Below are 24,115 nucleotides of genomic sequence, written 5' to 3'. Positions count from 1 at the left end.
CACATTGCACGGGGGCGGGGGCGTCGCTGAGGGGCGTCTGGCCGGCGACTTTCGGCGGCCGACGCTTCCGACGGGATGGCGCGTGGAGATCGTGGGTGCGCCCGATCCGGGTCGCTGGCGCTGCAGATACCCTGCAAAGGCCGGCGCAAGCGACGGCAGGCTCGCAATCCGGCCGCAAGCGACCGGCGCGTGTCTGGCCGCTTACGCAGTGAAACGCACGCGCGAAGTGTTGCCCACGGCAGGCATCGCCGCACGGAATGCCGGCGCAGCGTGTGCTGCGCCGACAGCAGCTGCGTGTTCAGCGATAGGCGTGGCGGAGCTCATTGCTTGCGTGCAGGGACTGTAGCTTGGACAGCGGTACCTCGACCTGATCGTCGGTGTAGTAAGCCGGCTGCCTGGCACTGCTGCCGCCTGCATCGCGCTCGGCGCCTTTCCACTTGTCGTAGCCCTTGCTCGGCAGCGCCAGGGTGATGGTCTGCCCGTTGACACGATCGACCCGCACCACGCCGTAAGCATGTCCTTCATAGGCCCCGGGTGCCACGGTCTGCAGATCGACGGTGTATCGGTCGCCCTGTGCGGGCTGTGCCAGCAGGGCGTCGTCGCGCTTGGACGTCTGCGAGTCGCTGTAGACACCAAATGCCACCACGGCCGCGATCAGGCCCAGCAGGACCAGCCCGCCGAATCGGCGGTACGCCGGGATGGGAGGTTTGCCGCGCGATTGTTCGAAGGTCTTGGTGTCCAGCGGGGTTACCTGGTTGCAACCGTCGCAGACGCGCAGGTACTGCTTCTTGGTCACCCAGCTGAAGACATACCACAGGTGCGCATAGCGGTACTGCAATACATGCCGGAAGCTGCGCTGCTGTTCGCACTGGTTGCAATGTGCGCCATCGGCGGCGCCGAGCGCGATCACGTCGCCGCCTGATCCCCAGATGATCATCCTTCGTCCTTGAGTGGTTGTGAGCGCCGCATGATAGTGGGTGTTCGGGCATTTGGGCAGATTCCTGGCCGGGCCGACGACGAACGGCGCGCTTGCGGCCGGTTGCCCGGCAGCGCAGGCCTGGCGCGCTAGACTAGCGGCCAGTTCATTGCCGATCCTTCTCATGCGTAATCCATTGCAAGAACAACTGCTCAAGGCCGGGCTGGTCAAGAAGGCCCAGGTGGACAAGGTGGCGCGTGAGCAGGTCAAGCAGCGTCATGCCAAGGGCGGGGCGGCCATGCCGGCCGATGCCGACAAGGTGGATGCGGCGCGTTTGCAGGCCGAGCGCGCCGAGCGCGATCGGGCGCTGGCCGAAGAGCGCAATGCGCAGCTGCGCAAGCAGGAAATGCTGGCCCAGGTGCGGCAGATCGTGGAGACCAGCAAGGTCAAGCGCGAAGGCGAGATCGACTACCGGTTCAACGATGGCAGCGTCATTCGCAGCGTGTTGGTCAATCCCACCTTGCGTAGCCAGCTGGCCAGCGGTGCGTTGGTGATCGTGCGGCATGGCGAGGGCTTCGAGCTGATTCCGCGTGCGGCCGCCGAGAAGGTCTATAGCCGCGATGCGGCGACCGTGGTGCTGGATCATGGCCGCACTGGCGCCGCGCCAGCACCGGACAGCGACGACGAGTATTACAGTCAGTTCAAGGTGCCGGACGATCTGATCTGGTGAGGCCGCACGCGAAGGGCTATCACTCGGTGTATCGCCCGGGGTGCGCCGCGATGCGTCGATAGCGGCGTGACGCACCATGTATCGCTGCCAGCAAGCCTGGACCTGTGCATGAATGCCGCGCGCAGGGGTACCCTTGATGGCCCAGCCGCTGCCCGCACTGCCATGTCCATCGTCTTGACTGCGTTTGCCCGCCCCCGTCTCTTCCCGCGCGATGGCCGTCGCAACGCGATCCAGGACTGCACGCCGGAGCAATTCATCCAGCATCTCAACGACACCCCACCGTTGCGCGTGATCGAAGGCTATGCACCGTTCTGCCAGCTGCATGTACACCGCAACTGGACCAGCACGCGCTGCCTGACGGTGCCGATCACTGCCGACAACCAGCATCTGCTGCGCTCTGGCTACGAAGCGCGCAATACGCAGGAGCTTCCCGTCCTGGTGCGCTGGTTTGAAGGCGTCGAGCCGCCGGTGGCGCAGTACATGGTGCCGATCCTGTACAGCCGCGATCAGCTGGCCAAGGAAGGTTCACCGATCGATGCCGACTGGGGCGTGGTCGGCTGCCTGTACACCGCCGAGCCCGGCGACATCCCGATGGCGCCGATCACGATGCTGCGCAACGCACTGGGCGTGGAAGAAGGCGGCTCCGGCGTGCCGCTGGACCGGGAGGCCTACCGGCGCAGCGTGGCGTTCTGGGAGGTCAATGCGAACTGGCGGCCGTGAGCCTGATCGTGATCGCTCCGCTGCGTTTCAAGCGTTCGTGGATCAGCGGAACACGTGCGCCTGGATCCCCACGAATGCACTGCGGATATCCGCAACGCTGCCCAGCATCGGCTTGGCGTCGTTGACCCCGCCGTAGCGAATCCGCAGGACGTCGCCGATCCGGCTGCTGGCCAGCTCCCCGGTGCCGTTGCGTGCGTAATTGCCCAGCACGTACTCCAGGAACGAACGCATCTCGCGCTCGTATCCTCCAGGGCCGGTAGACAACACTGACTGCACCCGCTGCGTCCGCGACGCCCCAGCCGGCATCGCGCAGCACCGGGTCGATGCGGTTGGCGCGGATGTCGGCCTCGGTTCATGCATCGCGTGCATGGCCCGTCTCGCGTTGCGCGCGGATCGCCAGGACAAATGCGGTGTCCAGCGCCGTTACATACTGGTAGAGGGCAATATATCCGCGAGCGACCTGGCCAATGACCAGTTCACGCAGATCGTAGTGCGTCAGGCGCCCGATCAGCGGATTGTTCGTGAGCACATCGAATGCGCTGACGATCCCGCCAAGACGCTCTTGGATGTGCGCCGCCTCGTGCTGTTCCAGGTGGCCGATGATGCGCCGCAGGTCCTCGTTGACAGAGGGTAGGAACTCGACGCGCGCCATGCTATTTGGCGAACTTGCGGGGGACGGGAAGTGGAGTGTCCGTGCCCTGAATGCGTCCCATCAGATAGCGACGCATCTCGTCCCAGGGAATGCTCTCGCCGGTATCGAGGAATTCGGCCCAACGGCGTTCGGCCTCTGCATGGAAGTCGGCGCGCCGTTCGGCCAACTCGGCCTTCTCCGCGATGGCTTCCAGGATGAAGTTGTGCGAGGTGGTGCCGGCCGCTTGCGCGGCCTTGGCGATGCGGGCCTTGAGCGCGTCCGGCAGGCGGATGGTGGTGGTGCTCATGCTGGCCTCCCAACGATGGGTTGCCCGCACTGTAGCACAGTTGTGATACAGGCGGCCGGACCAAGCAAGAACGTCAGGTCAGCTGGCCGGAGAGGCTGCTCGCTCAGCCCAACGCGCTTCTCAGTTTGCCGTTGCCTGCAGAGCCAGCCAGTACCTCCAGGGTCTGGATGAATCGTTCGGCTCGTGTCTCCAGCGACATCGGGCAGGGGGGGCAGGTTCGGATCGGGCGGGCACTGTCGCAGCGAACGGGCCGCCGGCATCCTCAGCTGATGGGGCAGCGCCGGTGGCAGAACATCAGGCGCGTCTTGTCCACTGATCACACAAAAAACGGGCGCCGTAAGGCGCCCGTTTTTTGTGTGCATGGCGATGGTTTGCCAATAGATCAGTAGCGGTAATGATCCGGCTTGAACGGGCCTTCCACCGGCACGCCAAGGTAGTCGGCCTGGTCCTTGGTCAGGGTGGTCAGCTTCACGCCGATCTTTTCCAGGTGCAGGCGCGCGACTTCTTCATCCAGGTGCTTGGGCAGGATGTAGACCTTCTTCTCGTAGCTGTCGCGCTTTTCCCACAGGTCGATCTGGGCCAGGGTCTGGTTGGCGAACGAGTTGGACATCACGAAGCTCGGGTGGCCGGTGGCGCAGCCCAGGTTGACCAGGCGGCCGTCGGCCAGCAGGAAGATCGCGTTGCCGTTGGGGAACACGTACTTGTCCACCTGCGGCTTGATGTTGATCTTCTGCACGCCCTTGAGGGCATTGAGCGCATCGACCTGGATCTCGTTGTCGAAGTGGCCGATGTTGCAGACGATGGCCTGGTCCTTCATCGCCTGCAGGTGCTCGGCGGTGATGATGTCCTTGTTGCCGGTGGTGGTGACATAGATGTCGCCACGGCCCAGGGTGGATTCGATGGTGTTGACCTCGAAGCCTTCCATCGCGGCCTGCAGGGCGCAGATCGGGTCGATCTCGGTCACGATCACGCGGGCGCCATAGGCGCGCAGCGAGGCGGCGCTGCCCTTGCCCACGTCGCCGTAGCCGCAGACCACGGCGACCTTGCCGGCCAGCATCACGTCCATCGCGCGCTTGAGGCCATCGGCCAGCGACTCGCGGCAGCCATAGAGGTTGTCGAACTTGCTCTTGGTGACCGAGTCGTTGACGTTGATGGCCGGGATCAGCAGCTTGCCGGCTTCGGCAATCTGGTACAGGCGGTGCACGCCGGTGGTGGTCTCTTCGGAGACGCCCTTCCAATCCTTGACCACACGCGCCCAGTAACCCGGGCGTTCGACCGCCACGCGCTTGAGCAGCGCCTTGATCACGCCTTCCTCGTGCGAGGCCGCCGGCTCGTCGACCCAGGTGCTGCCGTTTTCGAGCTCATAGCCCTTGTGGATCAGCAGGGTGACGTCGCCACCGTCGTCCACCACCAGCTCGGGGCCGGTCAGGGTGCCGTCGGGCAGGGTGAAGGTCAGCGCGTCCAGGGTGCAGTCCCAGTACTCTTCCAGCGTCTCGCCCTTCCAGGCGAACACGGGGGTGCCGGTGGCGGCGATCGCGGCGGCAGCATGGTCCTGGGTGGAGAAGATGTTGCACGAGGCCCAGCGCACGTTGGCGCCGATGTCCTTGAGGGTTTCGATCAGCACCGCGGTCTGGATGGTCATATGCAGCGAGCCGGTGACGCGTACGTCCTTCAGCGGCTTGGTCTGCGCATGCTTGCGGCGGATCGACATCAGGCCCGGCATTTCGTGCTCGGCGATGTCCAGCTCCTTGCGGCCCCAATCGGCCAGGGAGATGTCGGCGATCTTGTAATCGGTATGCGGATCGATCTTGGTCACAGCGTTCATGCAATGGCTCCGGTAGGCAAACGAATGTCTGCAATGCCGGGCGCCGTTGAACGGTGAATGCTGGTCGAGCCTGGCCGTATGCCCCGCACCTGTGGTGCAGATGGCGGATCAGTCCGCCTTACCGGTCGCAGCGCCCCTCGACGAGAGCGCCGATTATATCGACAGCACTCCCCTCCGGCATGAATTGGCCTGCTTGATTGGCATGCCCCCAACCAACGGCAGGGGAGCGGGCAGCGGGCGGCTGCTATGGTCCGGGCTCGATCAGAGCGGGGAAGCGGCAATGCAGGCCAAACGCAAGGCGCATCACAGGTTGCAGCACGAAACCAGATCGACGAGTGATGTTGCGGCGATCGCCGCGCCGCCGACCGACCCGTGGCGCGGGCAGGCCGATCGCAGTGCAGCCGGCGCTCTTCCAATGGCGCGTGCGGTGTTGCTGGCCGTGCTGGGCCTGCCATCGCTGGCCTGCGCGGCGGGTGTGCCGGCGGGGCAGGTGGCTACCGCGGGCACTGGCTATCAGGTGCCTTCCCAGCCGCTGCAGGCGGTGGTGGATGCGCCCCGCGCCCCGCTGCTGCAGCTGTCTCCGCAGCGTGACCTGGCTGCAATGCTGCAACTGCCGGCGCTGCCGGACATCGCCGAGGTGGCCCAGCCCGAGCTCAAGCTGGCCGGCGTGCGCATCCATCCCAAAACCTTCGCCAGCAGCCGGTTTTCCTTCGCCGGCAAGCTGTGGTTGCAATCGATCGGCGACGGTCGCGAGCGGCAGATCGCCGGGTTGCCCACGCCGTTGTCGCTGGCCACGTTGAACTGGTCGCCGGACCAACGCTATCTGGCCTTCCGCCGCGAAGATGCCGCCAGCGGCGCCAATGAGCTGTGGCTGGTGGACGTGGCCACCGCGCAGGCGCGGCGGCTGGTGGCCGGTTTGAACAGCACCGTCAACGACGAGCTGCGCTGGTTGCCCGACAGCAGTGGCCTGCTGGTGCAGCAGCAGATGCCAGGGCAGGGCACGCCACCGCCGCGCGATGCCACGCCGCAAGGCCCTGCAGTCCAGCACACCGTCGCGGCGGCGGGTGTGCGCTCGCTGCCGACCTATCAGGACCTGTTGCGCAACGAAGCCGATGCACGCGTGTTCGAGTACTACGCCACCGGCCAGCCGATCATCGTGGGCGTGAACGGGCAGGTGCGCCCGATCGCCACGCCCGGCATCCATCTCAACCTGTCGGTGTCGCCGGATGGCCGTTACATCCTGAGCGAACGCAGCGAGCGGCCGTTCTCGTATCTGGTGCCGGTGGACAACTTCCCGCGTCGCATCGAGGTGCTGGACATGCAAGGCAAGCTGGTGCGCCAGATCGCGCAGCTGCCGCTGGTGGAAGGCCTGCCCACCGGCAACGATGCGGTGCCGACCGGTGTGCGCGACATCACCTGGCGGCACGATGCGCCGGCCACGCTGGTCTGGGTTGAAGCGCAGGATGGCGGCGACCCGGCGCGCGAGAGCAAGATCCGCGATGCGGTGCGGATGCAGGCCGCGCCGTTCACGCGCGCACCGGTCACGCTGGCGCAGCTGGGCAGTCGCTTCGACGGGATCCTGTGGGGCCGCGGCGATCTGGCGATCCTCAGCGAGAGCTGGTGGAAGACCCGCCGCATCAAGCAATGGCGCATCGCCCCCGATCAGCCCAAGCGTGCGCCGGAACTGCTGTGGGACCGTTCCTCGCAAGACCGCTATAACGACCCGGGCACGCCGGCAACCGTTGCCGATGGCAAGGGGCGCGCGCTGTTGCAGACCAGCAGCGATGGCCACAGCCTGTTCCTGCTCGGCAAGGGCGCCTCGCCGGAAGGCGACCGGCCGTTCGTGGATCGCTTCGATCTGCAAAGCAAGCGCGCCACACGGCTGTTCCATTCGCAGGCACCCAGCTATTCCGCGCCACTGGCGCTGCTGGATGCGCAAGCCACGCAGTTGCTGCTCAGCCGCGAATCGCCCGAAGAACCGGCCAACTATTTCGTGCAGTCGCTGGGCGATGCGGCCGCTGCACCGCGTGCGTTGACGCACTTCTCGCATCCATTGCCGCAGTTGCGCGGCGTGCAGAAAGAGCAGATCCGCTACAAGCGTGCCGATGGCGTGGACCTGACCGCCACGCTGCTGCTGCCGCCCGGTTACGACCCCAAACGCGACGGTCCGCGGCCGCTGCTGATGTGGGCCTACCCCGGGGAATTCAAAAGCGCCGATACCGCCAGCCAGGTCACCGACTCGCCGTATCGCTTCAATGCCATCAGCTACTGGGGGCCGCAGGCCTTCCTGGCGATCGGCTACGTGGTGCTCAACAACCCGACCATGCCGATCGTCGGCGAAGGCGATGCCGAACCCAACGACACCTACGTACCGCAGCTGATCGCCGATGCGCAGGCGGCGGTGGACGAAGTGGTACGGCGCGGGGTCACCGACCGGCAGCACATCGCCATCGGCGGGCATTCCTATGGCGCTTTCATGACGGCGAATCTGCTCGCGCACACGCGCCTGTTCAAGGCCGGCATCGCACGCAGCGGCGCCTACAACCGCACGCTCACCCCGTTTGGTTTCCAGGCCGAAGAACGCAATTACTGGCAGGCGCAGTCGGTGTACCAGGCGATGTCGCCATTCAACTACGCCGACAGGATCAAGGACCCGCTGCTGCTGATCCACGGCCAGGACGACAACAACACCGGCACCTTCCCGATCCAGAGCGAGCGCATGTTCGCTGCGATCAAGGGGCTGGGCGGCACCGCGCGGCTGGTGATGTTGCCCAACGAATCGCACGCCTACCGCGCGCGGCAATCGATCCTGCAGATGCTGGCCGAGAGCGAGCAGTGGTTGAAGAGCAATGTCGGCGATCCGTCCGCGCCGGCTGCAGCGCCGTCCACGCGATGAGCGTCGTCGCACACAATGGTGTGCGAAAGCATGTCGGATCAGCGTCTCGCAGGTAGATACCGTCTTGCCCCTCACCTGGCAAGGGCTTTCTGTGGGTCAAATGCGGTGCCCGATTTGAGGACGCCATAGACCAGATGCAGCAGCTTGCGCATGGCGGCGCAGACGATCTGCTTGCCGTGTTTGCCGCGTGCATGCAGACGCTGTTTGAGCGCGGTGATCACCGGGTTATGACGTATGGCGACCAGGGCTGGCATGTACAGTCCGGCGCGCAGCCGCGCCGAGCCGGTGCGGGAGATGCAGACCTTGCCCTGATACCTGCCTGATTCGTGCAGGCGCGGGTTCAGGCCGGCGAAGGCCGTCACCGCGCCCGCGTCGGCGAAGCGGCTTACCGGGCCCAGCTCGGCCAACAGCAGCGCAGCGCTGATGTCGCCGATCCCGTTGATACTGGTCAGCAGATGACGCTGCTGACGCAGGTCCGGGTCTTGGTCGATGTGATCGTCGATGGCCTGCTGGATCTCGTTGATCCGAGCTTGTAGATGCGCGATCAGCCCCTGGATCGAGGGTTGCACGTCTGCGGGGGCAACCTCCAGCCGGTTGCGCTCCATCAGCAGCATCTCCAGCAGGTCATCGCGGCGACGCACCAGCGCCTTGAGCGTCTTCAGGGCCGGTGGATCGGGCTGCCAGGCGCGCAGCTGGTCGCGATGGCGCAGCCCGTAACTGGCGATCAGCTTCGCATCGCTGCGGTCGGTCTTGACCCGCCGCAACTGGCTGCGCGCATACAGTGCCACCTGCGCCGGATTAAGCACGCACACCCGATAGCCGCACTCGTGCAGGAACTCGGCAAGCGCTTCGTGATAGCTGCCGGTGGCCTCCATCACCACCCAGCTATCCGGCTGCGCGTGGGTGCGCAGCCACGCGTGCAGGGCAGCAAATCCCTTGGGATCGTTGGCGAGCTTGGCCTTGGTGCGGTGCTTGCCATTGGCCAGCTCGATGGCCAGATCCACGCTGTGTTTGGCGACGTCGATGCCCACGATGGGGGACATGGAAACCTCCTGAAATCAGATGGACGACGATCAGCGCTGGTCCAGGTCCTGCCTTGTGATGCGAGTTCACGCCTGTGGCGGACTCTTGATACCGTCCGGACACCGAGGGCCAGCAGTTGCAGATGCAGAGCCGATCTACGATACAAGCTCGAGGCTTAAGGAGCGCATGGGCTTCTTGCATCTGCTCCGATGATCAGTCGGAAGACATAACGCTGTTATGCGGCCATGTCCAGATACAAGGAGCGCACTCGGGCGCGATGGAGCGTTGCCGGTAAAACCTTGTCGCGCCCGGGTTGCGCTCCTACGCATTGATGCTGGCGTCGGGCGACAGGTTTTTAGTGGCATGTACGAATGCGAGTGGGACCGGCGCAGGATGGTTCGCTCTGAAACCGTCTTGCGCAACGCAACCCTCTAATCCTTTTGGGTTAGTCTTCGACGACTTTGCGCTTGAAGAGGGTGTGCGTTTCCGATGAACGAGTACCGCAGCAGTCTTGTGTTCGCTACCCCCGATCTGCCCTTGCGCGACGATGTCCGCCGGCTCGGCGCGCTGGTCGGCGACCTGCTCGCCGAGCAGGTGTCTGTGGAATTCCTCGATGAAATCGAACGCATCCGTACCACCGCCATTTCGCGCCGCGAAAGCGATGCGCCGCCTTCCACGTTGAGCGAACAATTGACCGGGCGCGCGCCGCGCGATGCCGAGGCGCTGGTGCGCGCCTTCAGCACCTATTTCCAGGTGGTCAACATCGCCGAGCGCGTGCATCGCATCCGCCGCCGCCGCGACTATCAGCGCAGCGGCACCGATACGCCGCAGCCCGATGGCCTGCACGATGCGCTGCGCCGGCTCAAGGCGCAGGGTGTCACGCTGGAGGAACTCAGCGCCTGGCTACCGCGCATCGATGTGGAACCGGTGTTCACTGCCCATCCCACCGAGGCGGTGCGCCGCGCGCTGCTGGAAAAAGAACAGTTGATGGTCGCCAGCCTGGTCGACAATCTCGATGGCATGCGCACGCCCAACGAGCGCGCCAGCGATGCGGCACGCTTCCGCATGGCCTTGACCGCTTCCTGGCAGACCGCCGATTCCTCGCCGGTGCGGCCCACCGTGGACGACGAGCGCGAACACGTGGGGTTCTACCTCACCCAGGTGCTCTACCGCGTCATCCCGGTGATGTATGAAACCCTGGAACACGCCATCGAGGAGACCTACGGCAGCGTGCCGCCGCTGCCGCGCCTGCTGCGCTTCGGCACCTGGGTGGGCGGGGACATGGACGGCAATCCGAATGTGGATGCCGCCACCATCGCCGGCACCCTGGATGCGCAGCGCCGCGCGGTGCTGGACCGTTACCAGAAGGAGCTCTGGCAACTGGCCAGCCTGCTCAGCCAGTCGACCACGCTGGTGCAGGTCAGCCCCGAACTCACCGTGCAGCTGGAGCGCTATCGCGCGTTGCTGCCGGACGCGGCTGCGCGTTCGCGCCCGCGCCACGGCGACATGCCGTACCGCCTGCTCAACGACCTGATGCGCGCGCGCCTGCAGGCCACGCTGGACGATGCCGAAGGCGCTTATGCCGCACCGTCCGAACTCGAACAGGATCTGCAGCTGATCCTGGACAGCCTGCAGGCCAACAAGGGCCTGCATGCCGGCTGGTTCGCGGTGCGCCGCCTGTTGTGGCGCGTGCGCAGCTTCGGGTTTCATCTGGCGCGGCTGGATGTACGCCAGGAGTCGAGCGTGCATGCCCGCGCGGTCGCCGCTGCGCTGGGCCAGGGCGACTGGGAAGGGCAGGATGCGACACGGCGCGCCGCCGTGCTCGGTCCGTATGCCGCTGGCGAACAGGCGCTGCCGCGCGTGGACGACGAAGGCAATGCGCGGCTGGACGCGGTGTTTGCCGCGCTCGCCGATGCGCGTGCGCGCCACGGTGCCGATGCGCTGGGCAGCTACATCATCTCGATGGCGCACAACCGCGCCGACGTGCTCACCGTGCTGGCGCTGGCGCGCCGCGGCGGGCTGGTCGACGACGCCGGTGCGGTGCCGCTGGACATCGTGCCGCTGTTCGAAACCGTTGACGATCTTCGTGGCGGTACCGGCACCGTGCAGGACCTGCTGGCCGACCCGGTGTACCGCCGGCATCTGGCCGCGCGCGGCGACACCCAGATGGTGATGCTGGGCTATTCGGACAGCGGCAAGGACGGTGGCATTGCCGCCTCGCGCTGGGGCCTGCAACGCGCGCAGGTGGAACTGCTGGAAGCCGCTGCCGAGCTGGGCGTGCGGCTGACGTTTTTCCACGGCCGCGGCGGCTCGATCGCCCGCGGCGGCGGCAAGACCAGCCGTGCGCTGGATGCCGCCCCGCGCGGCAGCGTGGATGGCCGCCTGCGCGTCACCGAGCAGGGCGAGGTGATCCACCGCAAGTACGGCATCCGCGCATTGGCGCTGCGCTCGCTGGAGCAGATGACCGGTGCGGTGCTGTTGTCCAGCCTGCGCCCGCGTGCGCCGGAACCGCGCGAGGAGCGCTGGCGGCCGGTGATGGATCTGGTGGCCGAACGCAGTACGGTGGCCTACCGCGCCTTCGTCGGTGCGCCGGATTTCATGCAGTACTTCCGCCTGGCCACGCCGATCGATGTGATCGAACGCATGACGCTGGGCTCGCGGCCCTCGCGGCGGCTGGGCCAGGATGCCGCGCTGTCGAACCTGCGCGCGATTCCGTGGGTGTTCGCCTGGAGCCAGGCGCGTGCGGTGATTCCGGGCTGGTACGGCGTAGGCAGCGGGCTGCAGGCCGCGGTGGATGCCGGGCACGAAGATACCTTGCGCGAGATGGCGCAGGACTGGCCGTTCTTCCATACCTTCCTGGACGATGTGGCGATGGTGCTGTCCAAGGGCGACCTCACCATTGCCGAGCTGTTCTCGCGGCTGTCGGGCGACCTGCACGCGCGGTTTTTCCCGCAGATCCGCGACGAACTGGCGCTGACCAAGGGCTGGGTCAAGGCGCTGCTGCAGCAGCAATCGTTGTTGCAGCACGACCCGCGGCTGGCCTTGTCGATCCGTCTGCGCAACCCGTACATCGATCCGATCAGCGTGCTGCAGGTGGACCTGCTGCAGCGCTGGCGGGCTACTGATGGCGAAGACGAGGACCTGCTGCGCGCGCTGGTTGCCTGCGTCAACGGCGTCTCGCAAGGGGTGCAGAACACCGGCTGATCCGACCGTTGGTCGGCGCATGTGCGCAATCGGCAAGCGGGCTCTGGCATAATCGGACAAATCTGTCCGATAATGCCGGCATGATGACCTCCCGCCCCGATGCCGCGCTGCGCCGCCGGCAGATTCTCGATGCCGCCGACGAAGTATTCAGCGAATACGGCGTCAATGCCCCGTTGGAACTGGTGGTGGAGCGTGCCGGCCTGGGCCGCGCCACCTTGTACCGCAACTTCCCGGACCGGCTCGCCTTGATGACCGCGCTGATGACGCGTGGACTGGACGGCCTGGAGCGACTGGCCGCCGACCTGGCCGACCGCCCGGATGGATTGGCCGTGCTGCTGCATGACGTGGCCGAGCACATCGCCCAGTCGGCGCCCTTGGTGGACTTCTGGCGCTCGATCGAACGCGCGCACCCGGCGGTGGAAGCCGCCGACCGGCGCGTGGTGGCGATCTTCCTGCCGTTCGTCCAGCGCGCCCGCGATGCCGGCCTGTGCCGGTCCGACGTCGACGACGAACAACTGCTGCTGGTGATCGACATGCTGGGCAGTTGCCTGCGCGGCAATGACGAGTCCGAACGCAAGCGGCTTGCCCATCGCTCGGCCGATCTGCTGATGCATGCGCTGGGCATGCAGGTGCCCGAAGGCGGCACGCGATGACACCGGCCACCCGTGCGGTCATCGGCCGCTGGGCATTGCGCGTTGCGCTGGTATTGGCCGCGACCTGGGGTGCATTGGCGATCCATTTCGCGCTCACCGGCAATGCGCTGGTGCGCATCGGCTGGGTGGCATCGTGGTGCGCGATGGCGCTGGCCGCGTTGTGGGGCTTGCGCCGTGGCCGCGAGAACTGGGCGCTGGTGGGCATCTTCGGCGCGGCATTCGTGGCCTTGGCGGTGTCGTGGGCGATGATGCAGCCCAGCCAGGACCGCGACTGGGCCGACGATGTCGCCCAGCGCCTGCAGCCGGAGGTGCGCGGCAACATCGTCACCCTGCACAACGTGCGCAATTTCGACTGGCGTGGCGAAACCAATTACGTTCCGCGCTGGGAAACGCGCCAGTACGATCTGGATCGGCTGGTCAGTGCCGACCTGGCCTTGTCGTACTGGATGGGCCCGGCGATCGCGCACACCCTGGTGTCGTTCGGTTTCGACGATGGCTCGCACGTGGTGTTTTCGCTGGAAATCCGCAAGGAGCGCGGCGAGTCGTTCTCGGCCGTGGGCGGCTTCTTCCGCAGTTTCGAAGAAACCCTGGTGGCCGCCGACGAGCGCGACATCCTGCGCGTGCGCACCAACGTGCGCGGCGAGGACATGTACCTGTATCGCCTGGCGATTCCCAAGGCCGGGCTGCGCCGGATGTTCATGGGCTATGTCGGGCTGGCCAACGATCTGAATCGCAAGCCGGCGTTCTACAACACGCTGACCAGCAACTGCACCACGATCGTGTTCGCCCTGGTACGCCAGCTACGGCCCACCCTGCCGCTGGATCACCGCCTGCTGTTGTCCGGCTATGCCGACGAATACGCCTACGACCACCAGGGGCTGATGCCGGGCTACGACTTCGCCACGCTGAAGCAGCGCGGGCATTTCACTGCGCGTGCGATCGCCGCCGATACTGCCGCGGATTTTTCCGAGCGCATCCGCGCCGGCATGCCGCAGGCACCGGCACCCGGTGCCTCGGCGAGCGCGGCGCAGTGATCCCGCGTGCACGCCTGCGCGGCAGCGCTGCGCTGCTGGCGGCCGCGTTGCTGGGAACGTGGCTGAGCGGCTGTGCCATGGTCACGGTGCAATCGCGCAGCAGCGGCGACTACATCGCGCAGACGCGCGGCGATGTGCTCAACACCGGTGCACTCAGCCAGTCCGGCAGCGAGACCCTGCAGGTGGCCGGCCTGCAACCCAAGGCCTGCCGCAAGCAGCCACTGCCCTGCGTGCAACACCTGGCCACGGTGGCGGGCATCGGCGACGAGTGCCGTCTGGCCACCCAGGCCGAGCTGTGGACCGCGCATGCGATCGACCTGGGCAGTCGCAACCAGGCGCAGATGAGCGACACGGCGGTGGAAGCCTGGCTGGAAGCCGCGCGGCATGCCTATGCCTACCTGTTCTTCACTGCGCGTGCGCCCGGTGCGCGCGCCTTCGAAAACCGCCAGACCCAGGTGCGCGACTACTACAACTACGCCGTGCAGCAGGTGGTCGAACGCCTGTTCGCGCGTGCGCAGCAAGCCGGACAGATCGCCCCCACACCGACCGCTGTCGGCCGCTGGCAGATCGTCATCGACACGTCTGCGTATCGGCTGCCGGGCGGCGGCAACACACCGCGCGCGATCCTCGCGGCCTCGGCCTTGCACTTTGACGGATTGCGCAGCACGTATCGACGCGACGGCTTCGGCGCCGAACTGGTGGCCGAAGTGGACCCGCAGGTGGTCGGCGACCCGGCCGGCCTGGCCGTGCAGCAGGCTGCGGCCGCCAGCACCGCGCCCGGGCGCGCGCTGCCGACCTTCAGCGAAATGCCGTATGCACCAGCAACGCTGCTGTTGCGCTTCGAGGGCGATAGCCTGGATGCGGTGCTGCGCACCGACCTAGTGACGGTGGTGCCGTACGACCCGTATCGCCAGAACGAGGTGGTGCTGCACGGCCAGCGCGTGCCGCTGGCGGCCAACTTCACGGCGGCCTACGGGCTGTGGCTGGCCAGGTCGGGCTTTGCCGCGCAGTCGCTGCGGTCCATGCTGGGCAGCGCCCGCGGCATCGATCGCCCGCATCTGTATCTGATGCAGCCCTACGATCCCAACCGGCGCGTGCTGCTGATGTTGCATGGGCTGGCCAGCAGCCCGGAGGCCTGGGTCAATGTGGCCAACGAGGTGATGGGCGATGAAACCCTGCGCCAGCACTATCAGATCTGGCAGGTGTATTACCCGACCAACGCGCCGATTGCGGTCAATCGTGCGCAGATCCAGGCGCTGGTGGAGCGCAGCCTGCAGCACTTCGACCCGGCCGGCACCGCACCCGCCTCGCACGGCATGGTGTTGATCGGCCACAGCATGGGCGGGGTGATCGGACGCCTGCTGGTGTCTTCGTCCGGCGAGCGACTCTGGAACTCGCTGCTGCAGGACTATCGGCTGGAAGGCGAACGCGGTGCGCGCGTGCGCGCGACGCTGTCGCCCTTGCTGCATTTTTCGCCGATGCCGCAGATCGACCGCGCCATCTTCATCGCCGCGCCGCATCGCGGCACGCCGCTGGCCGAGGGCGGGTTGGGGCGCTTCGTCGGCCGCATGGTGCGCCTGCCGATCGCCTTGCTGGACCGCTTCGGCGATGTGCTGCAGGACCTCGCCGACAGCGAGCAGAACGGGCAGGGCGGGCCGCCGCGTCGCAAGGGTCGCCTGTTGCCGCCGACCAGCATCGACAACCTGCGCGATACCGACCCGTTCGTGCGCGCCACGATGGATCTGCCGATCTCCCCGCAGGTGCGCTACCACACCATCGTGGGCCGCGAAAAACCGCAGATACCGCTGGCCGACTCCGACGATGGCCTGGTGCCGTACCGCAGCGCACACCTGGACGGCGCCGTGTCCGAGCTGGTGGTGACCTCCTGGCACAGCGTGCAGGAAACGCCGCAGGCCATCCTGGAGATCCGCCGCATCCTGCATGCGCAGTTGCAGGCCGAAGCTGGCGAGGTGCAGGCGCCGATGCAATCGCCGGAACCTGCGCCGGTGTCTGTGTCCGCCGCCTTGTGAGTTGGCCTTGCGCCCGGGGGGGGGGGGCGGCACATGTCCGGCACCGTTACCGCCGTGTTGATCCCGCTCGTGGTATCAGGTCACCTCTCGAACAGGCTCGAACAAGGAAGACGCGATGCGCAAGCTGTCGGCAGTGCTGTGGGCCGCGGTGGTGTTGGTCGGTTGCGGTCGTGGCGAAGCGCCGAAGGATGCAGGTGCTGGCGGCACCGCAGCGTCCGCACCGCAGGTTGCGGTGCGCGCGGTGGGCGCGCCTGCAGCGGCGGCTGACGCCGTGCCGGAATTCCCCGCCATTCCCACCATCGTGGTGCCCGACATCCTTGGCGTGACCCCGGCGCAACGCGCGCTGGAAGCCTCGCTGCAGGAGGTGCTCGACCCGGTCGAGGGCATCAGCGTGGTAGCGGCCCGCTGCGGCGATGGCGGTACGCTGGTCAACGATGCCGGCATCACCAGCGTCGATGCCAACGGCAACCTGCTGCGCAACGGCCAGGGAGGTCTGTTCAATCTCAAGGCCGACGGCAGCGGCACCGCCAACTTCGCCGGTGGCCTGATCAGCGTCAACGCCGATGGCAGCGGCACCATCAATGCTACCGGCCAGGATGGCGACGATGCGCTGATCGACGTGCAGTCCAACGGCGGCGGCACCTACAACGGCCCGGCCGGGCTGATCAGCCTGGATGGCAAGGGCGCCGGCACCTGGAATAGCGACAAGAGCGGGCTGATCGACAATCGCGGCGATGGCAGCGGCACCTGGAATGGACCGCGCGGCCTGGTCACCATCAATGCCGACGGCTCGGGCACCTGGAACGGCCCCGATGGCCTGGTGCAGAACCGTGGCGATGGCACCGGCACGGTGGGCACCCCGCCGCGCGAAGTGCGCATGCCGCCGCTCCCGAAGGTGCCGCCGGCCGGCCGCTTCCCGCCACTGCAGAAGTTCGCTCCTCCCGGTGCGCCGTGTGGCTATCTGATCACCTTGAACGACCGCATCCTGTTCGACTTCGACAAGTCCGATATCCGCCCCGATGCCGCACGCGTGCTCGACACGCTGGCTGCAGCGCTTGGCACCGTGACCGCCCGGGAGATGGAAGTGCGTGGGCACACCGATGCCAAGGGCGAGGACGGCTACAACCAGGCACTGTCCGAACGCCGCGCCACTGCGGTGTTGGCAGCGCTGCGCACGCGCGGCGCCGCGCAGGCCGCCAGCGCCAAGGGCTACGGAGAAACGCAGCCGGTGGCCCCCAACACCGTCAACGGGCAGGACAACCCCGGCGGGCGACAACTCAATCGACGGGTCGAGATCTTTCTTCGGACGTGAGCGCGAGCTGGTTGCCGTCGCTGCGTCGTCGCTGACCGGCGGGGCGATGGTGTATGCCGGTGTGCGCCGGTGGCCAGCACTGCTGGTCTGCGCAGCACGGCCGTGATTGCGCCTTCCATGCTCCAGCGACTATGCCGACTTGCGCGTCTTGCGCATGCGGATATCGGGGAGTGCCGTAGCGTCATCGAAGTGCAACACCTCTTCACCACCATCCGCGGCGCCTGCTTGCAGGTGCGATGCGGAGCGCTGCATCGCTTTGTCGGTGTTCGCAGTGGCGCTGGCGCGGTCACCGTGAACGACGCGCCGCACCTGGATGACGCATGATCGATCGTGGTTGGCTGCTGCACCGTTCGCAGTGCTGTCTTGGGCACCTGCACGCGGGCTGTGACGCCGTCTTGCGCGTGTATCGCCGGGGCAGCGTAGGTGTGCGCAAGCGCGACGATGTGGAGCAGGGGGCATGGCGGCAGGCGGCGTTCGCTGGCGAAGGGGAATCGCTGCGGTCCGCGACTGCTCGCCGCAGCGGGCGCGATGCGATGGGGATCGCGTTGCGCCCGCTGCACTGCGGGGCGCGCCCTGGGCAGCCAGCGCACAGGTCAGCGCCCGACCTGTGCGGGCGGCATTTCCGCGCGCCGTCGAAGTTGGCCGCTAGCGCATGGTGCACGCCGATGCTGGCTGCCGCGCTGTTGGCTGGTTGCGCGTCATCGGCGCGCAGTGCATCGCACACCTCTGTGGACGTGCGTACGCATGCCGTCGCCGGAGCGTTGCCCGCTGCACCGGCAGCGCAGCTGGAGCGTGTGGTGATGATCTTCCGCCACGGCGTGCGTGCGCCGCTGCAGGGCGAGGCCGCTGCGGCGCGCTATGCCGACCAACCCTGGCCGCAGTGGTCCACACCGGCCAGCCTGCTCACCCCGCGCGGCCGCAAGGCGGTGCGATTGAGTGGCCACTACCTGCGTCAGTGGCTGACGCAGCAGGGCGTACTGCCGGCGGCGGGGTGCCCGTCGCCGGGTGCAGTGGCGGTCTGGGCCAATACCGACCAGCGCACCATCGACAGCGGCGCACTGCTGGCCGATGCGCTCGCGCCGGGCTGCGGCCTCGTTGCCGGACACCGTTCGCCGGGCAGCAACGACCCGCTGTTCCGGCCGATCGAAGCCGGCGCCGTGCCGTTCGATGCCACGGCAGCGGTGGCTGCCATCGCGCAGCAAACCGGTGGCCCGGACGCGCTATTGCAAGGCCATGCCGCCGAGCTGCAGGCCATGCAGCAGATCCTGGGATGCACCCAGACGCCGTGCGACTTTGTGCAGATGACGTCCACGCTGACGCCGTCGCCCAACGGGCGTGGCCTGGCCTTGAGCGGGCCGATCGATCTGACCTCCGGCACCGGCGAAGTGCTGCTGCTGCAGTACGCCGATGGCTTGCCGTTGTCGCAGGTCGGCTGGGGCCGCGCCACACCGGAGCGCCTGGCGCAGGTCTCGCGCTTGCATGCGCTGCTGTTCGATATCTACGCACGGCCGCACTACATGGCGCAGCGCTCGGGCGCACCGCTGGCACGCCAGGTCATGCAGCGCTTCGGCGATGCGAATGCCCCCAGGCTGTCGGTCTTCGTCGGTAGCGACACCCATATCGCCGCCTTGAGCGGATTGCTGGACGTGCATTTCCACTTGCCCGGCTACGGCGCCGACGACCCGCCGCCAGGCGGCGCACTGCTGCTCGGCCTCTGGCGAGAACCGGATGGCAGCCGGGTCGTACGTGCCCGTTATCTGGCGCAATCGCTGGATCAGCTGCGCACGCTGGCACCGCTGGATCTGGCCCATCCGCCGCTGCAGCAGGAGCTGTCGCTGGGCCTGTGTGCGGCCGGGCAACGCATGGCCTGCCCGTTGGAAGACTTTGCCACGGCGCTCGAACAGCAGTTGCAGCTGGATCGCTAGCAACAGGTTCGCGGCAACTGTCTTGCGCTGGTCTTCACGGCATGTGACTTCGCCTCGCACCCTCACCCCAACCCCTCTCTCGCAGGAGGGGGGGCTTGAGCAGTGGCTGGCGTCGTTGTCCCTTCTCCCGCCTTGCGGGAGAAGGTGCCCCGTAGGGGCGGATGAGGGTAAGTGCGCAGCCACGTGCTATTGGGCAGGTGAGTGGCTTCGCCGCGTACCCTCACCCCAACCCCGCTCTGCGTCCCGGCCCGCGCTTGCGGCGCGGGCGCTCCAAGGCACACGCGCCAGTGGCGCGTAAGCCGTGCCTTCTTGCCCCGCGGGGAGAGCGGCTCTATTTCGTCACGCCCGTACACGGCGGGCCCGCCGTAGGCCGAAGCCTTCGCAAGCTGCCACTTCCTGAGTTGGGCAACCACCGACAGACCCCGAAACGAAACCGGGCCGCATCGGCGGCCCAGTCGTCGTGCATCGCGCTCGCTCCTGCAGGAGCGGCGTGCTTACTTCAGCTTCGCATCGGCGCGCAGGGCGTCGGCGCGGTCGGTCTTTTCCCACGAGAACGAGGTGGCGGTGTGCTTGGTGCCGGCACCGTCGGCATAGCTGAACTCCTTGGGCTTGCGGCCGAAGTGGCCGTAGGACGCGGTCTGCTGGTACATCGGGTGGATCAGGTCGAGCATCTGGATGATGCCGAACGGACGCAGGTCGAAGTGCTTGCGGATCAGCTTCTCGATCTGCTCGTCGGCGATCTTGCCGGTGCCGAAGGTGGTGACCGAGATCGAGGTCGGCTCGGCCACGCCGATAGCGTAGGAGACCTGCACTTCGCAACGGTCGGCCAGGCCGGCGGCCACGACATTCTTTGCCACGTAGCGCGCGGCATAGGCGGCCGAACGGTCGACCTTGGACGGATCCTTGCCCGAGAACGCGCCGCCGCCGTGACGGGCCCAGCCGCCGTAGGTGTCGACGATGATCTTGCGGCCGGTCAGACCGCAATCGCCCACCGGGCCGCCGATGACGAACTTGCCGGTCGGGTTGATATGGAACTTGGTGCCCTTGTGCAGCCACTTGGCCGGCAGCACCGGCTTGAGGATTTCCTCGCGCACCGCCTCGATCAGGTCCTTCTGCTTGACGCCCGGGTCGTGCTGGGTCGACAGCACCACCGCATCGATCGCGGTCGCCACGCCGTCTTCATAGCGCAGGGTGACCTGCGACTTGGCATCCGGACGCAGCCAGGCCAGCGCCGAGTTCTTCTTCTTGCGGATCTTGGCCTGCTGCTCGACCAGACGGTGCGACAGGTGGATCGCCGCCGGCATGTAGCTGTCGGTCTCGTTGGTGGCATAGCCGAACATCAGGCCCTGGTCGCCAGCGCCCTGTTCTTCGGGCTTCTTGCGGTCCACGCCCTGGTTGATGTCCGGCGACTGCTTGCCGATCAGGTTGAGCACGCCGCAGGTCTCGCCGTCGAAGCCGACGTCGGAGCTGTTGTAGCCGATGTCCAGGATCACCTTGCGGGTCAGCGCTTCCAGATCGATCCAGGCGCTGGTGGTCACTTCGCCGGCCACGATCGCCACACCGGTCTTGACCATAGTCTCGCAGGCCACGCGGGCGCGCTTGTCCTGGGCCAGGATGGCATCCAGCACGGCGTCGGAGATCTGGTCGGCGATCTTGTCCGGATGGCCTTCGGAGACCGATTCGGAGGTGAACAGGTAGCTGGACATCAGGCTTATATCCCTTGATTCGGATGAAAAGATGGGTGCGGATGATACACGCCCGCGGTGACCGTTGCATTGTGCGCCTGAACGCGGCGGCGTGGGGTTAAGTCGATGTCGGCGGATCGGGCGCATCCCGTACCGGGGACGGTGCCTCTGTGGCGATACCGAACGAAAGCACCGGTCGATATCCCCATGCATGCATGTCCAGCCTGCTAGCATCGGCCGATGGATTCATTGACCCAGATCGTTCTTGGCGGCGCCATCGCTGCCGCCATCGCGCCGCCCGGACAGCGACGTGCCGCCTTGCTCGCCGGCGCGGCCCTGGGCACCTTGCCCGACCTCGATTCGCTGGTGTTGCTGCCGCTCACCGACGACCCGGTCACGCTGATGACGGTGCACCGCAGCTTCAGTCATTCGCTGTTCGTGCTGCCGCTGCTGGGGTGGCTGATCTGGTGGCTGTTCCGCCGCTACGGCAACGGACGGGTGGCCGGCGCGCCAACGCGCTGGTTCTGGGCGATCCAGCTGGCCTTGATCACCCACCCGCTGCTGGACGCCTTCACCGTGTACGGCACCCAGCTGTGGTGGCCGCTGCAACCGCATCCGAGCATGTGGTCCAGCGTCTTCATCATCGACCCGGCCTATACGCTGTGGCTGCTGGGCGCGTGCGCCATCGCCTGGTTCGCGCGCGAGCGCCCGCTGGCGCAACGGGTGCTGGTGATCGGCCTGGTGGCAAGTTCCGCGTACCTGGGTTGGTCGCTGATCGCCAAGCAGCTGGTCGATCAACAGGCCGATCGCGCGCTGGCCGCGATGGGGCTGGCCGATGCGCCGCGCTTCTCGGTGCCGATGCCCTTCAATACGCTGTTGTGGCGCGTGGTGGCGATGACGCCCAGCGGCTACGTCATCGGCGAGCGCTCGCTGGTGGCCGATAGCGGCCCGATGCAGTTCCGCGGCTTCTCCAGCAACACCCAGGCACTGGGCGAGGTGGCCGCGTTCGACTCGGTGCGCCGGCTGACCTGGTTCAACCGCGGCTTCATGCGCGCGCGCCTGGTGGACGACGACCTGATGCTCAGCGACCTGCGCATGGGCCTGGAGCCGGACTACAACTTCAACTTCGTGGTCGCCCATCGCGAAGACGGAATCTGGCAGCCGATCGTGCCGCGGCAGGTCCAGGCGGCGTACCGTGCGCCGGTGGCCCGCGATCAGATCTGGGCGGTGCTGGCGCAGATGTGGCACCGCATCTGGAACGCGCCCAGCGGCAAGGCGCTGACCGGCGATCTGGAACACGATGCGGCGCCGGCAAGCGCACCGGCCCAGGCCTCGGCGCCTCAGTAGACCGTGGCGCGCGCCTGCACGAAGCAATAGAAGAACACCGCATCCGGGTCGCTTTGCACCTGCGCCAGTTCGCGGCGCATGCCGTCCACCGTGTCGGCGTCCACCGCACCGGCATGCAGCAACTGCTCGGCCGCCGACAGCAGCACTTCTTCCCAGAATCCGATCATGGTCTTGCGCCGGCCCGGCTCGCGGTTGTCCAGGTGCAGGGTCTTGATCTGCGTCTGCACATCGCGAAAGCCGCCGGCCAGCAGCAGGTTGCCCAGCTTGGCACCGACGAACGGGTCGCCGCCCTGGTCGTGCTGGAAGTCGTTGAACGCCATCCAGTAGCGCCACAGGTTGGGCGAATACGGGTGCAGCAGGAACGAGGCGTTCATCACCTCGGTCACATACACCGGCGAGCCTGGCAGCAGGACGCGCCGCACCTCGTTGAGCACGCGTGCCGGCGAGGGCACATGTTCCAGCACCCAGCACAGGAAGGCCGCATCGAACTGGCGGGCCTCGAAGGGCAGGTCGCCCGCATCGGCCTGCTGCAGGCTGTATCGCTCGCGGCACCAGGCCAGCCGCTCCAGGTTGGCGCGCGCCGCACCCAGTTGCGCCTCGCTCAGGTCCACGCCGGTGACATGCAGCTCGGGAAACCGGCGCAGCAGGATCTCGGTCTGCGCGCCGACGCCACTGCCGACTTCCAGCAGGCGCCGCGCGCCGCTGTAGTCGACCTCGTTGAACAGCGTGGCTTCCAGCAATCGCGCCTGCTTGAGCAGGCGTGCCTGTTCGGTGGCCGAGAAGCCGTGCAGGTACGTGGGGGTGTCGCTCGGTGCGCTCATGCGTGCGGCTCCAGCAAGCAGAAAAACCTCAGGCGGCGTCCGGCACTGCGGGCGCCACGCCGGCGATCAAGGCATCGAAGTAATCGCGCGTCAGCGCCAGCTGCGCTTCCGGCGTGTCGGCGCGGTTGACCACCGCGCGGAAGTCCGCGCTCTGCGGGTGGTCCTTGGCGTACCAGCCCAGATGCTTGCGCGCGATGCGCACCCCCTGCGGCTGGCCGTAGAAGGCGTGCAGCGCCTCCAGATGGCCAAGCAAGGTGTCGCGCACGAACGCCAGCGACGGCGGCGGCAATACCTCGCCGGTGGCCAGGTAATGCGCCACCTCGCCGAAGATCCAGGGCCGGCCCTGCGCCGCGCGGCCGATCATCACCGCATCCACGCCGGTGGCGCGCAGCACCTGCGCGGCCTTGTGCGGCGAATCGATATCGCCGTTGGCGATCACCGGGATCTGCAGCGCGGCCTTGATCTGCGCAATCGTCGCGTACTCGGCGCTGCCGGTGTAATGCTGGTCGCGGGTGCGCCCATGCACCGCCAGCGCGGCGATGCCGCAATCCTGCGCAATACGCGCGATCTCCGGGCCGTTGCGGTGATCGCAATCCCAGCCGGTGCGGATCTTCAGTGTCACCGGTACCTGGACCGCCTGCACCACTGCGCGCAGGATGCGCGCCACCAGCGCCTCATCGCGCATCAGTGCCGAGCCGGCCCAGGCGTTGCACACCTTCTTGGCCGGGCAGCCCATGTTGATGTCGATCAGTTGCGCGCCGTGGTCGACGTTGTAGCGCGCCGCCTCGGCCAGCTGCTGCGGCTCGGTGCCGGCGATCTGCACGCTGATCGGGTCCGGCTCGCCGGCGTGATCCATGCGGTGCAGCGACTTGCGCGTACCCCAGAAGCGCGGATCGGAAATGGTCATCTCCGACACCGCCAGCCCGGCGCCCAACCGCTTGCACAGCAGCCGGAACGGCTTGTCGGTCACGCCCGCCATGGGCGCGAGAATCACCTTGGGGGCGATGGTGTAGGGGCCGATGCGCATGCGCCTATTGTAGCCGGGCGCGTGGCCGG

Annotated in this window: 18 protein-coding genes, 1 pseudogene and 1 riboswitch; of the genes and pseudogenes, 10 read left to right on the top strand and 9 right to left on the bottom strand. The window is 67.1% G+C overall.

Annotation, left to right across the window (positions count from 1 at the left end; all coding sequences use genetic code 11):
- Positions 1–298: 298 nt before the first annotated feature.
- On the bottom strand, positions 299–937 hold the full coding sequence (locus ACCQ05_RS17360; RefSeq protein ID WP_372391721.1) for a hypothetical protein: 639 nt from the start codon (positions 935–937) through the stop codon (positions 299–301).
- A 163-nt stretch (positions 938–1,100) separates the two neighbouring features.
- Here ACCQ05_RS17360 and ACCQ05_RS17355 point away from each other — a divergent pair, with 163 nt between their 5' ends.
- Positions 1,101–1,646 carry a DUF2058 domain-containing protein gene (locus ACCQ05_RS17355; protein WP_228963125.1) on the top strand — a complete coding sequence of 182 codons (546 nt, stop codon included), beginning with the start codon at positions 1,101–1,103 and terminating at the stop codon, positions 1,644–1,646.
- Positions 1,647–1,808: 162 nt separating this feature from the next.
- Positions 1,809–2,366 (top strand): DUF3228 family protein, encoded by a 558-nt coding sequence (locus ACCQ05_RS17350; RefSeq protein ID WP_372391719.1) that lies wholly within the window; start codon positions 1,809–1,811, stop codon positions 2,364–2,366.
- A 42-nt stretch (positions 2,367–2,408) separates the two neighbouring features.
- Here the strand turns inward: ACCQ05_RS17350 and ACCQ05_RS17345 are convergent.
- The 4 genes and pseudogenes from ACCQ05_RS17345 to ahcY all read right to left on the bottom strand — a co-directional run.
- Positions 2,409–2,624: pseudogene (locus ACCQ05_RS17345) on the bottom strand (hypothetical protein); the annotation flags it as partial.
- A 94-nt stretch (positions 2,625–2,718) separates the two neighbouring features.
- On the bottom strand, positions 2,719–3,018 hold the full coding sequence (locus tag ACCQ05_RS17340) for a type II toxin-antitoxin system RelE/ParE family toxin (RefSeq protein WP_372391717.1): 300 nt from the start codon (positions 3,016–3,018) through the stop codon (positions 2,719–2,721).
- 1 nt (position 3,019) lies between these two features.
- The gene (locus tag ACCQ05_RS17335; protein WP_029219084.1) at positions 3,020–3,304 is read right to left on the bottom strand and encodes a CopG family ribbon-helix-helix protein; all 285 of its coding nucleotides are present in this window, start codon (positions 3,302–3,304) and stop codon (positions 3,020–3,022) included.
- 382 nt (positions 3,305–3,686) lie between these two features.
- Positions 3,687–5,129, bottom strand: coding sequence for an adenosylhomocysteinase (gene ahcY, locus ACCQ05_RS17330; RefSeq protein ID WP_104541487.1), 1,443 nt, complete (start codon positions 5,127–5,129; stop codon positions 3,687–3,689).
- 31 nt (positions 5,130–5,160) lie between these two features.
- A riboswitch (S-adenosyl-L-homocysteine riboswitch) is annotated at positions 5,161–5,274 on the bottom strand.
- 270 nt (positions 5,275–5,544) lie between these two features.
- Here ahcY and ACCQ05_RS17325 point away from each other — a divergent pair.
- Positions 5,545–8,025 carry a S9 family peptidase gene (locus ACCQ05_RS17325; RefSeq protein ID WP_372394139.1) on the top strand — a complete coding sequence of 827 codons (2,481 nt, stop codon included), beginning with the start codon at positions 5,545–5,547 and terminating at the stop codon, positions 8,023–8,025.
- Between the two features lie 71 nt (positions 8,026–8,096).
- On the opposite strand, the gene ACCQ05_RS17320 is transcribed toward ACCQ05_RS17325, so the two are convergent.
- Positions 8,097–9,068, bottom strand: a complete 972-nt coding sequence (locus tag ACCQ05_RS17320; RefSeq protein ID WP_104544391.1) for an IS110 family RNA-guided transposase — start codon at positions 9,066–9,068, stop codon at positions 8,097–8,099.
- 469 nt (positions 9,069–9,537) lie between these two features.
- Here ACCQ05_RS17320 and ppc point away from each other — a divergent pair, with 469 nt between their 5' ends.
- The 6 genes from ppc to ACCQ05_RS17290 all read left to right on the top strand — a co-directional run bounded on the left by ppc (position 9,538) and on the right by ACCQ05_RS17290 (position 19,206).
- Entirely contained in the window at positions 9,538–12,252 is a 2,715-nt protein-coding gene (ppc, locus tag ACCQ05_RS17315; RefSeq protein WP_372391713.1) for a phosphoenolpyruvate carboxylase, read from the top strand.
- A gap of 80 nt (positions 12,253–12,332) precedes the next feature.
- Positions 12,333–12,905 carry a TetR/AcrR family transcriptional regulator gene (locus ACCQ05_RS17310; protein ID WP_228964694.1) on the top strand — a complete coding sequence of 191 codons (573 nt, stop codon included), beginning with the start codon at positions 12,333–12,335 and terminating at the stop codon, positions 12,903–12,905.
- On the top strand, positions 12,902–13,939 hold the full coding sequence (locus ACCQ05_RS17305; RefSeq protein ID WP_228964695.1) for an Lnb N-terminal periplasmic domain-containing protein: 1,038 nt from the start codon (positions 12,902–12,904) through the stop codon (positions 13,937–13,939). Before ACCQ05_RS17310 ends, ACCQ05_RS17305 begins: the two co-directional genes overlap by 4 nt.
- A 77-nt stretch (positions 13,940–14,016) precedes the next feature.
- Positions 14,017–15,969: an esterase/lipase family protein gene (locus ACCQ05_RS17300; protein WP_372394137.1), complete on the top strand. Its 1,953-nt coding sequence runs from the start codon at positions 14,017–14,019 to the stop codon at positions 15,967–15,969.
- A 115-nt stretch (positions 15,970–16,084) separates the two neighbouring features.
- Entirely contained in the window at positions 16,085–17,281 is a 1,197-nt protein-coding gene (locus tag ACCQ05_RS17295; RefSeq protein ID WP_372391711.1) for an OmpA family protein, read from the top strand.
- Positions 17,282–17,682: 401 nt separating this feature from the next.
- Complete coding sequence (locus ACCQ05_RS17290) at positions 17,683–19,206, top strand: histidine-type phosphatase (protein WP_372360513.1); 1,524 nt, start codon at positions 17,683–17,685, stop codon at positions 19,204–19,206.
- Between the two features lie 494 nt (positions 19,207–19,700).
- Here ACCQ05_RS17290 and metK read toward each other — a convergent pair whose 3' ends face one another.
- Positions 19,701–20,912 carry a methionine adenosyltransferase gene (gene metK, locus ACCQ05_RS17285; RefSeq protein ID WP_228964697.1) on the bottom strand — a complete coding sequence of 404 codons (1,212 nt, stop codon included), beginning with the start codon at positions 20,910–20,912 and terminating at the stop codon, positions 19,701–19,703.
- 219 nt (positions 20,913–21,131) lie between these two features.
- Between metK and ACCQ05_RS17280 the strand changes: the two genes are divergently transcribed.
- The gene (locus ACCQ05_RS17280) at positions 21,132–22,238 is read left to right on the top strand and encodes a metal-dependent hydrolase (RefSeq protein ID WP_228964698.1); all 1,107 of its coding nucleotides are present in this window, start codon (positions 21,132–21,134) and stop codon (positions 22,236–22,238) included.
- Here the strand turns inward: ACCQ05_RS17280 and ACCQ05_RS17275 are convergent.
- The gene (locus tag ACCQ05_RS17275) at positions 22,232–23,059 is read right to left on the bottom strand and encodes a methyltransferase domain-containing protein (RefSeq protein ID WP_104541505.1); all 828 of its coding nucleotides are present in this window, start codon (positions 23,057–23,059) and stop codon (positions 22,232–22,234) included. The genes ACCQ05_RS17280 and ACCQ05_RS17275 overlap by 7 nt on opposite strands.
- 28 nt (positions 23,060–23,087) lie before the next feature.
- On the bottom strand, positions 23,088–24,086 hold the full coding sequence (gene dusB, locus ACCQ05_RS17270) for a tRNA dihydrouridine synthase DusB (protein WP_228964699.1): 999 nt from the start codon (positions 24,084–24,086) through the stop codon (positions 23,088–23,090).
- Positions 24,087–24,115: the final 29 nt, after the last annotated feature.

Source organism: Xanthomonas sp. NCPPB 3582, assembly GCF_041475735.2.
Taxonomy (GTDB): Bacteria; Pseudomonadota; Gammaproteobacteria; order Xanthomonadales; family Xanthomonadaceae; genus Xanthomonas; species Xanthomonas codiaei.
The sequence above is the reverse complement of the archived record's forward strand: the minus strand, read 5'-3'. Positions and strand labels throughout refer to the sequence as shown.

What these genes read in the sequence shown, in the direction of transcription:
- ACCQ05_RS17300 (WP_372394137.1), top strand. Translation starts at nt 14,017, where the DNA reads ATGGTCACGGTGCAATCGCGCAGCAGCGGCGACTACATCGCGCAGACG.
- ACCQ05_RS17310 (WP_228964694.1), top strand. Translation starts at nt 12,333, where the DNA reads ATGATGACCTCCCGCCCCGATGCCGCGCTGCGCCGCCGGCAGATTCTC.
- ACCQ05_RS17325 (WP_372394139.1), top strand. Translation starts at nt 5,545, where the DNA reads ATGGCGCGTGCGGTGTTGCTGGCCGTGCTGGGCCTGCCATCGCTGGCC.
- ahcY (WP_104541487.1), bottom strand. Translation starts at nt 5,129, where the DNA reads ATGAACGCTGTGACCAAGATCGATCCGCATACCGATTACAAGATCGCC.
- ACCQ05_RS17360 (WP_372391721.1), bottom strand. Translation starts at nt 937, where the DNA reads ATGATCATCTGGGGATCAGGCGGCGACGTGATCGCGCTCGGCGCCGCC.
- ACCQ05_RS17275 (WP_104541505.1), bottom strand. Translation starts at nt 23,059, where the DNA reads ATGAGCGCACCGAGCGACACCCCCACGTACCTGCACGGCTTCTCGGCC.
- ACCQ05_RS17280 (WP_228964698.1), top strand. Translation starts at nt 21,132, where the DNA reads ATGGATTCATTGACCCAGATCGTTCTTGGCGGCGCCATCGCTGCCGCC.
- ACCQ05_RS17355 (WP_228963125.1), top strand. Translation starts at nt 1,101, where the DNA reads ATGCGTAATCCATTGCAAGAACAACTGCTCAAGGCCGGGCTGGTCAAG.
- ACCQ05_RS17335 (WP_029219084.1), bottom strand. Translation starts at nt 3,304, where the DNA reads ATGAGCACCACCACCATCCGCCTGCCGGACGCGCTCAAGGCCCGCATC.
- dusB (WP_228964699.1), bottom strand. Translation starts at nt 24,086, where the DNA reads ATGCGCATCGGCCCCTACACCATCGCCCCCAAGGTGATTCTCGCGCCC.
- ppc (WP_372391713.1), top strand. Translation starts at nt 9,538, where the DNA reads ATGAACGAGTACCGCAGCAGTCTTGTGTTCGCTACCCCCGATCTGCCC.
- ACCQ05_RS17295 (WP_372391711.1), top strand. Translation starts at nt 16,085, where the DNA reads ATGCGCAAGCTGTCGGCAGTGCTGTGGGCCGCGGTGGTGTTGGTCGGT.
- ACCQ05_RS17340 (WP_372391717.1), bottom strand. Translation starts at nt 3,018, where the DNA reads ATGGCGCGCGTCGAGTTCCTACCCTCTGTCAACGAGGACCTGCGGCGC.
- ACCQ05_RS17305 (WP_228964695.1), top strand. Translation starts at nt 12,902, where the DNA reads ATGACACCGGCCACCCGTGCGGTCATCGGCCGCTGGGCATTGCGCGTT.
- metK (WP_228964697.1), bottom strand. Translation starts at nt 20,912, where the DNA reads ATGTCCAGCTACCTGTTCACCTCCGAATCGGTCTCCGAAGGCCATCCG.
- ACCQ05_RS17320 (WP_104544391.1), bottom strand. Translation starts at nt 9,068, where the DNA reads ATGTCCCCCATCGTGGGCATCGACGTCGCCAAACACAGCGTGGATCTG.
- ACCQ05_RS17350 (WP_372391719.1), top strand. Translation starts at nt 1,809, where the DNA reads ATGTCCATCGTCTTGACTGCGTTTGCCCGCCCCCGTCTCTTCCCGCGC.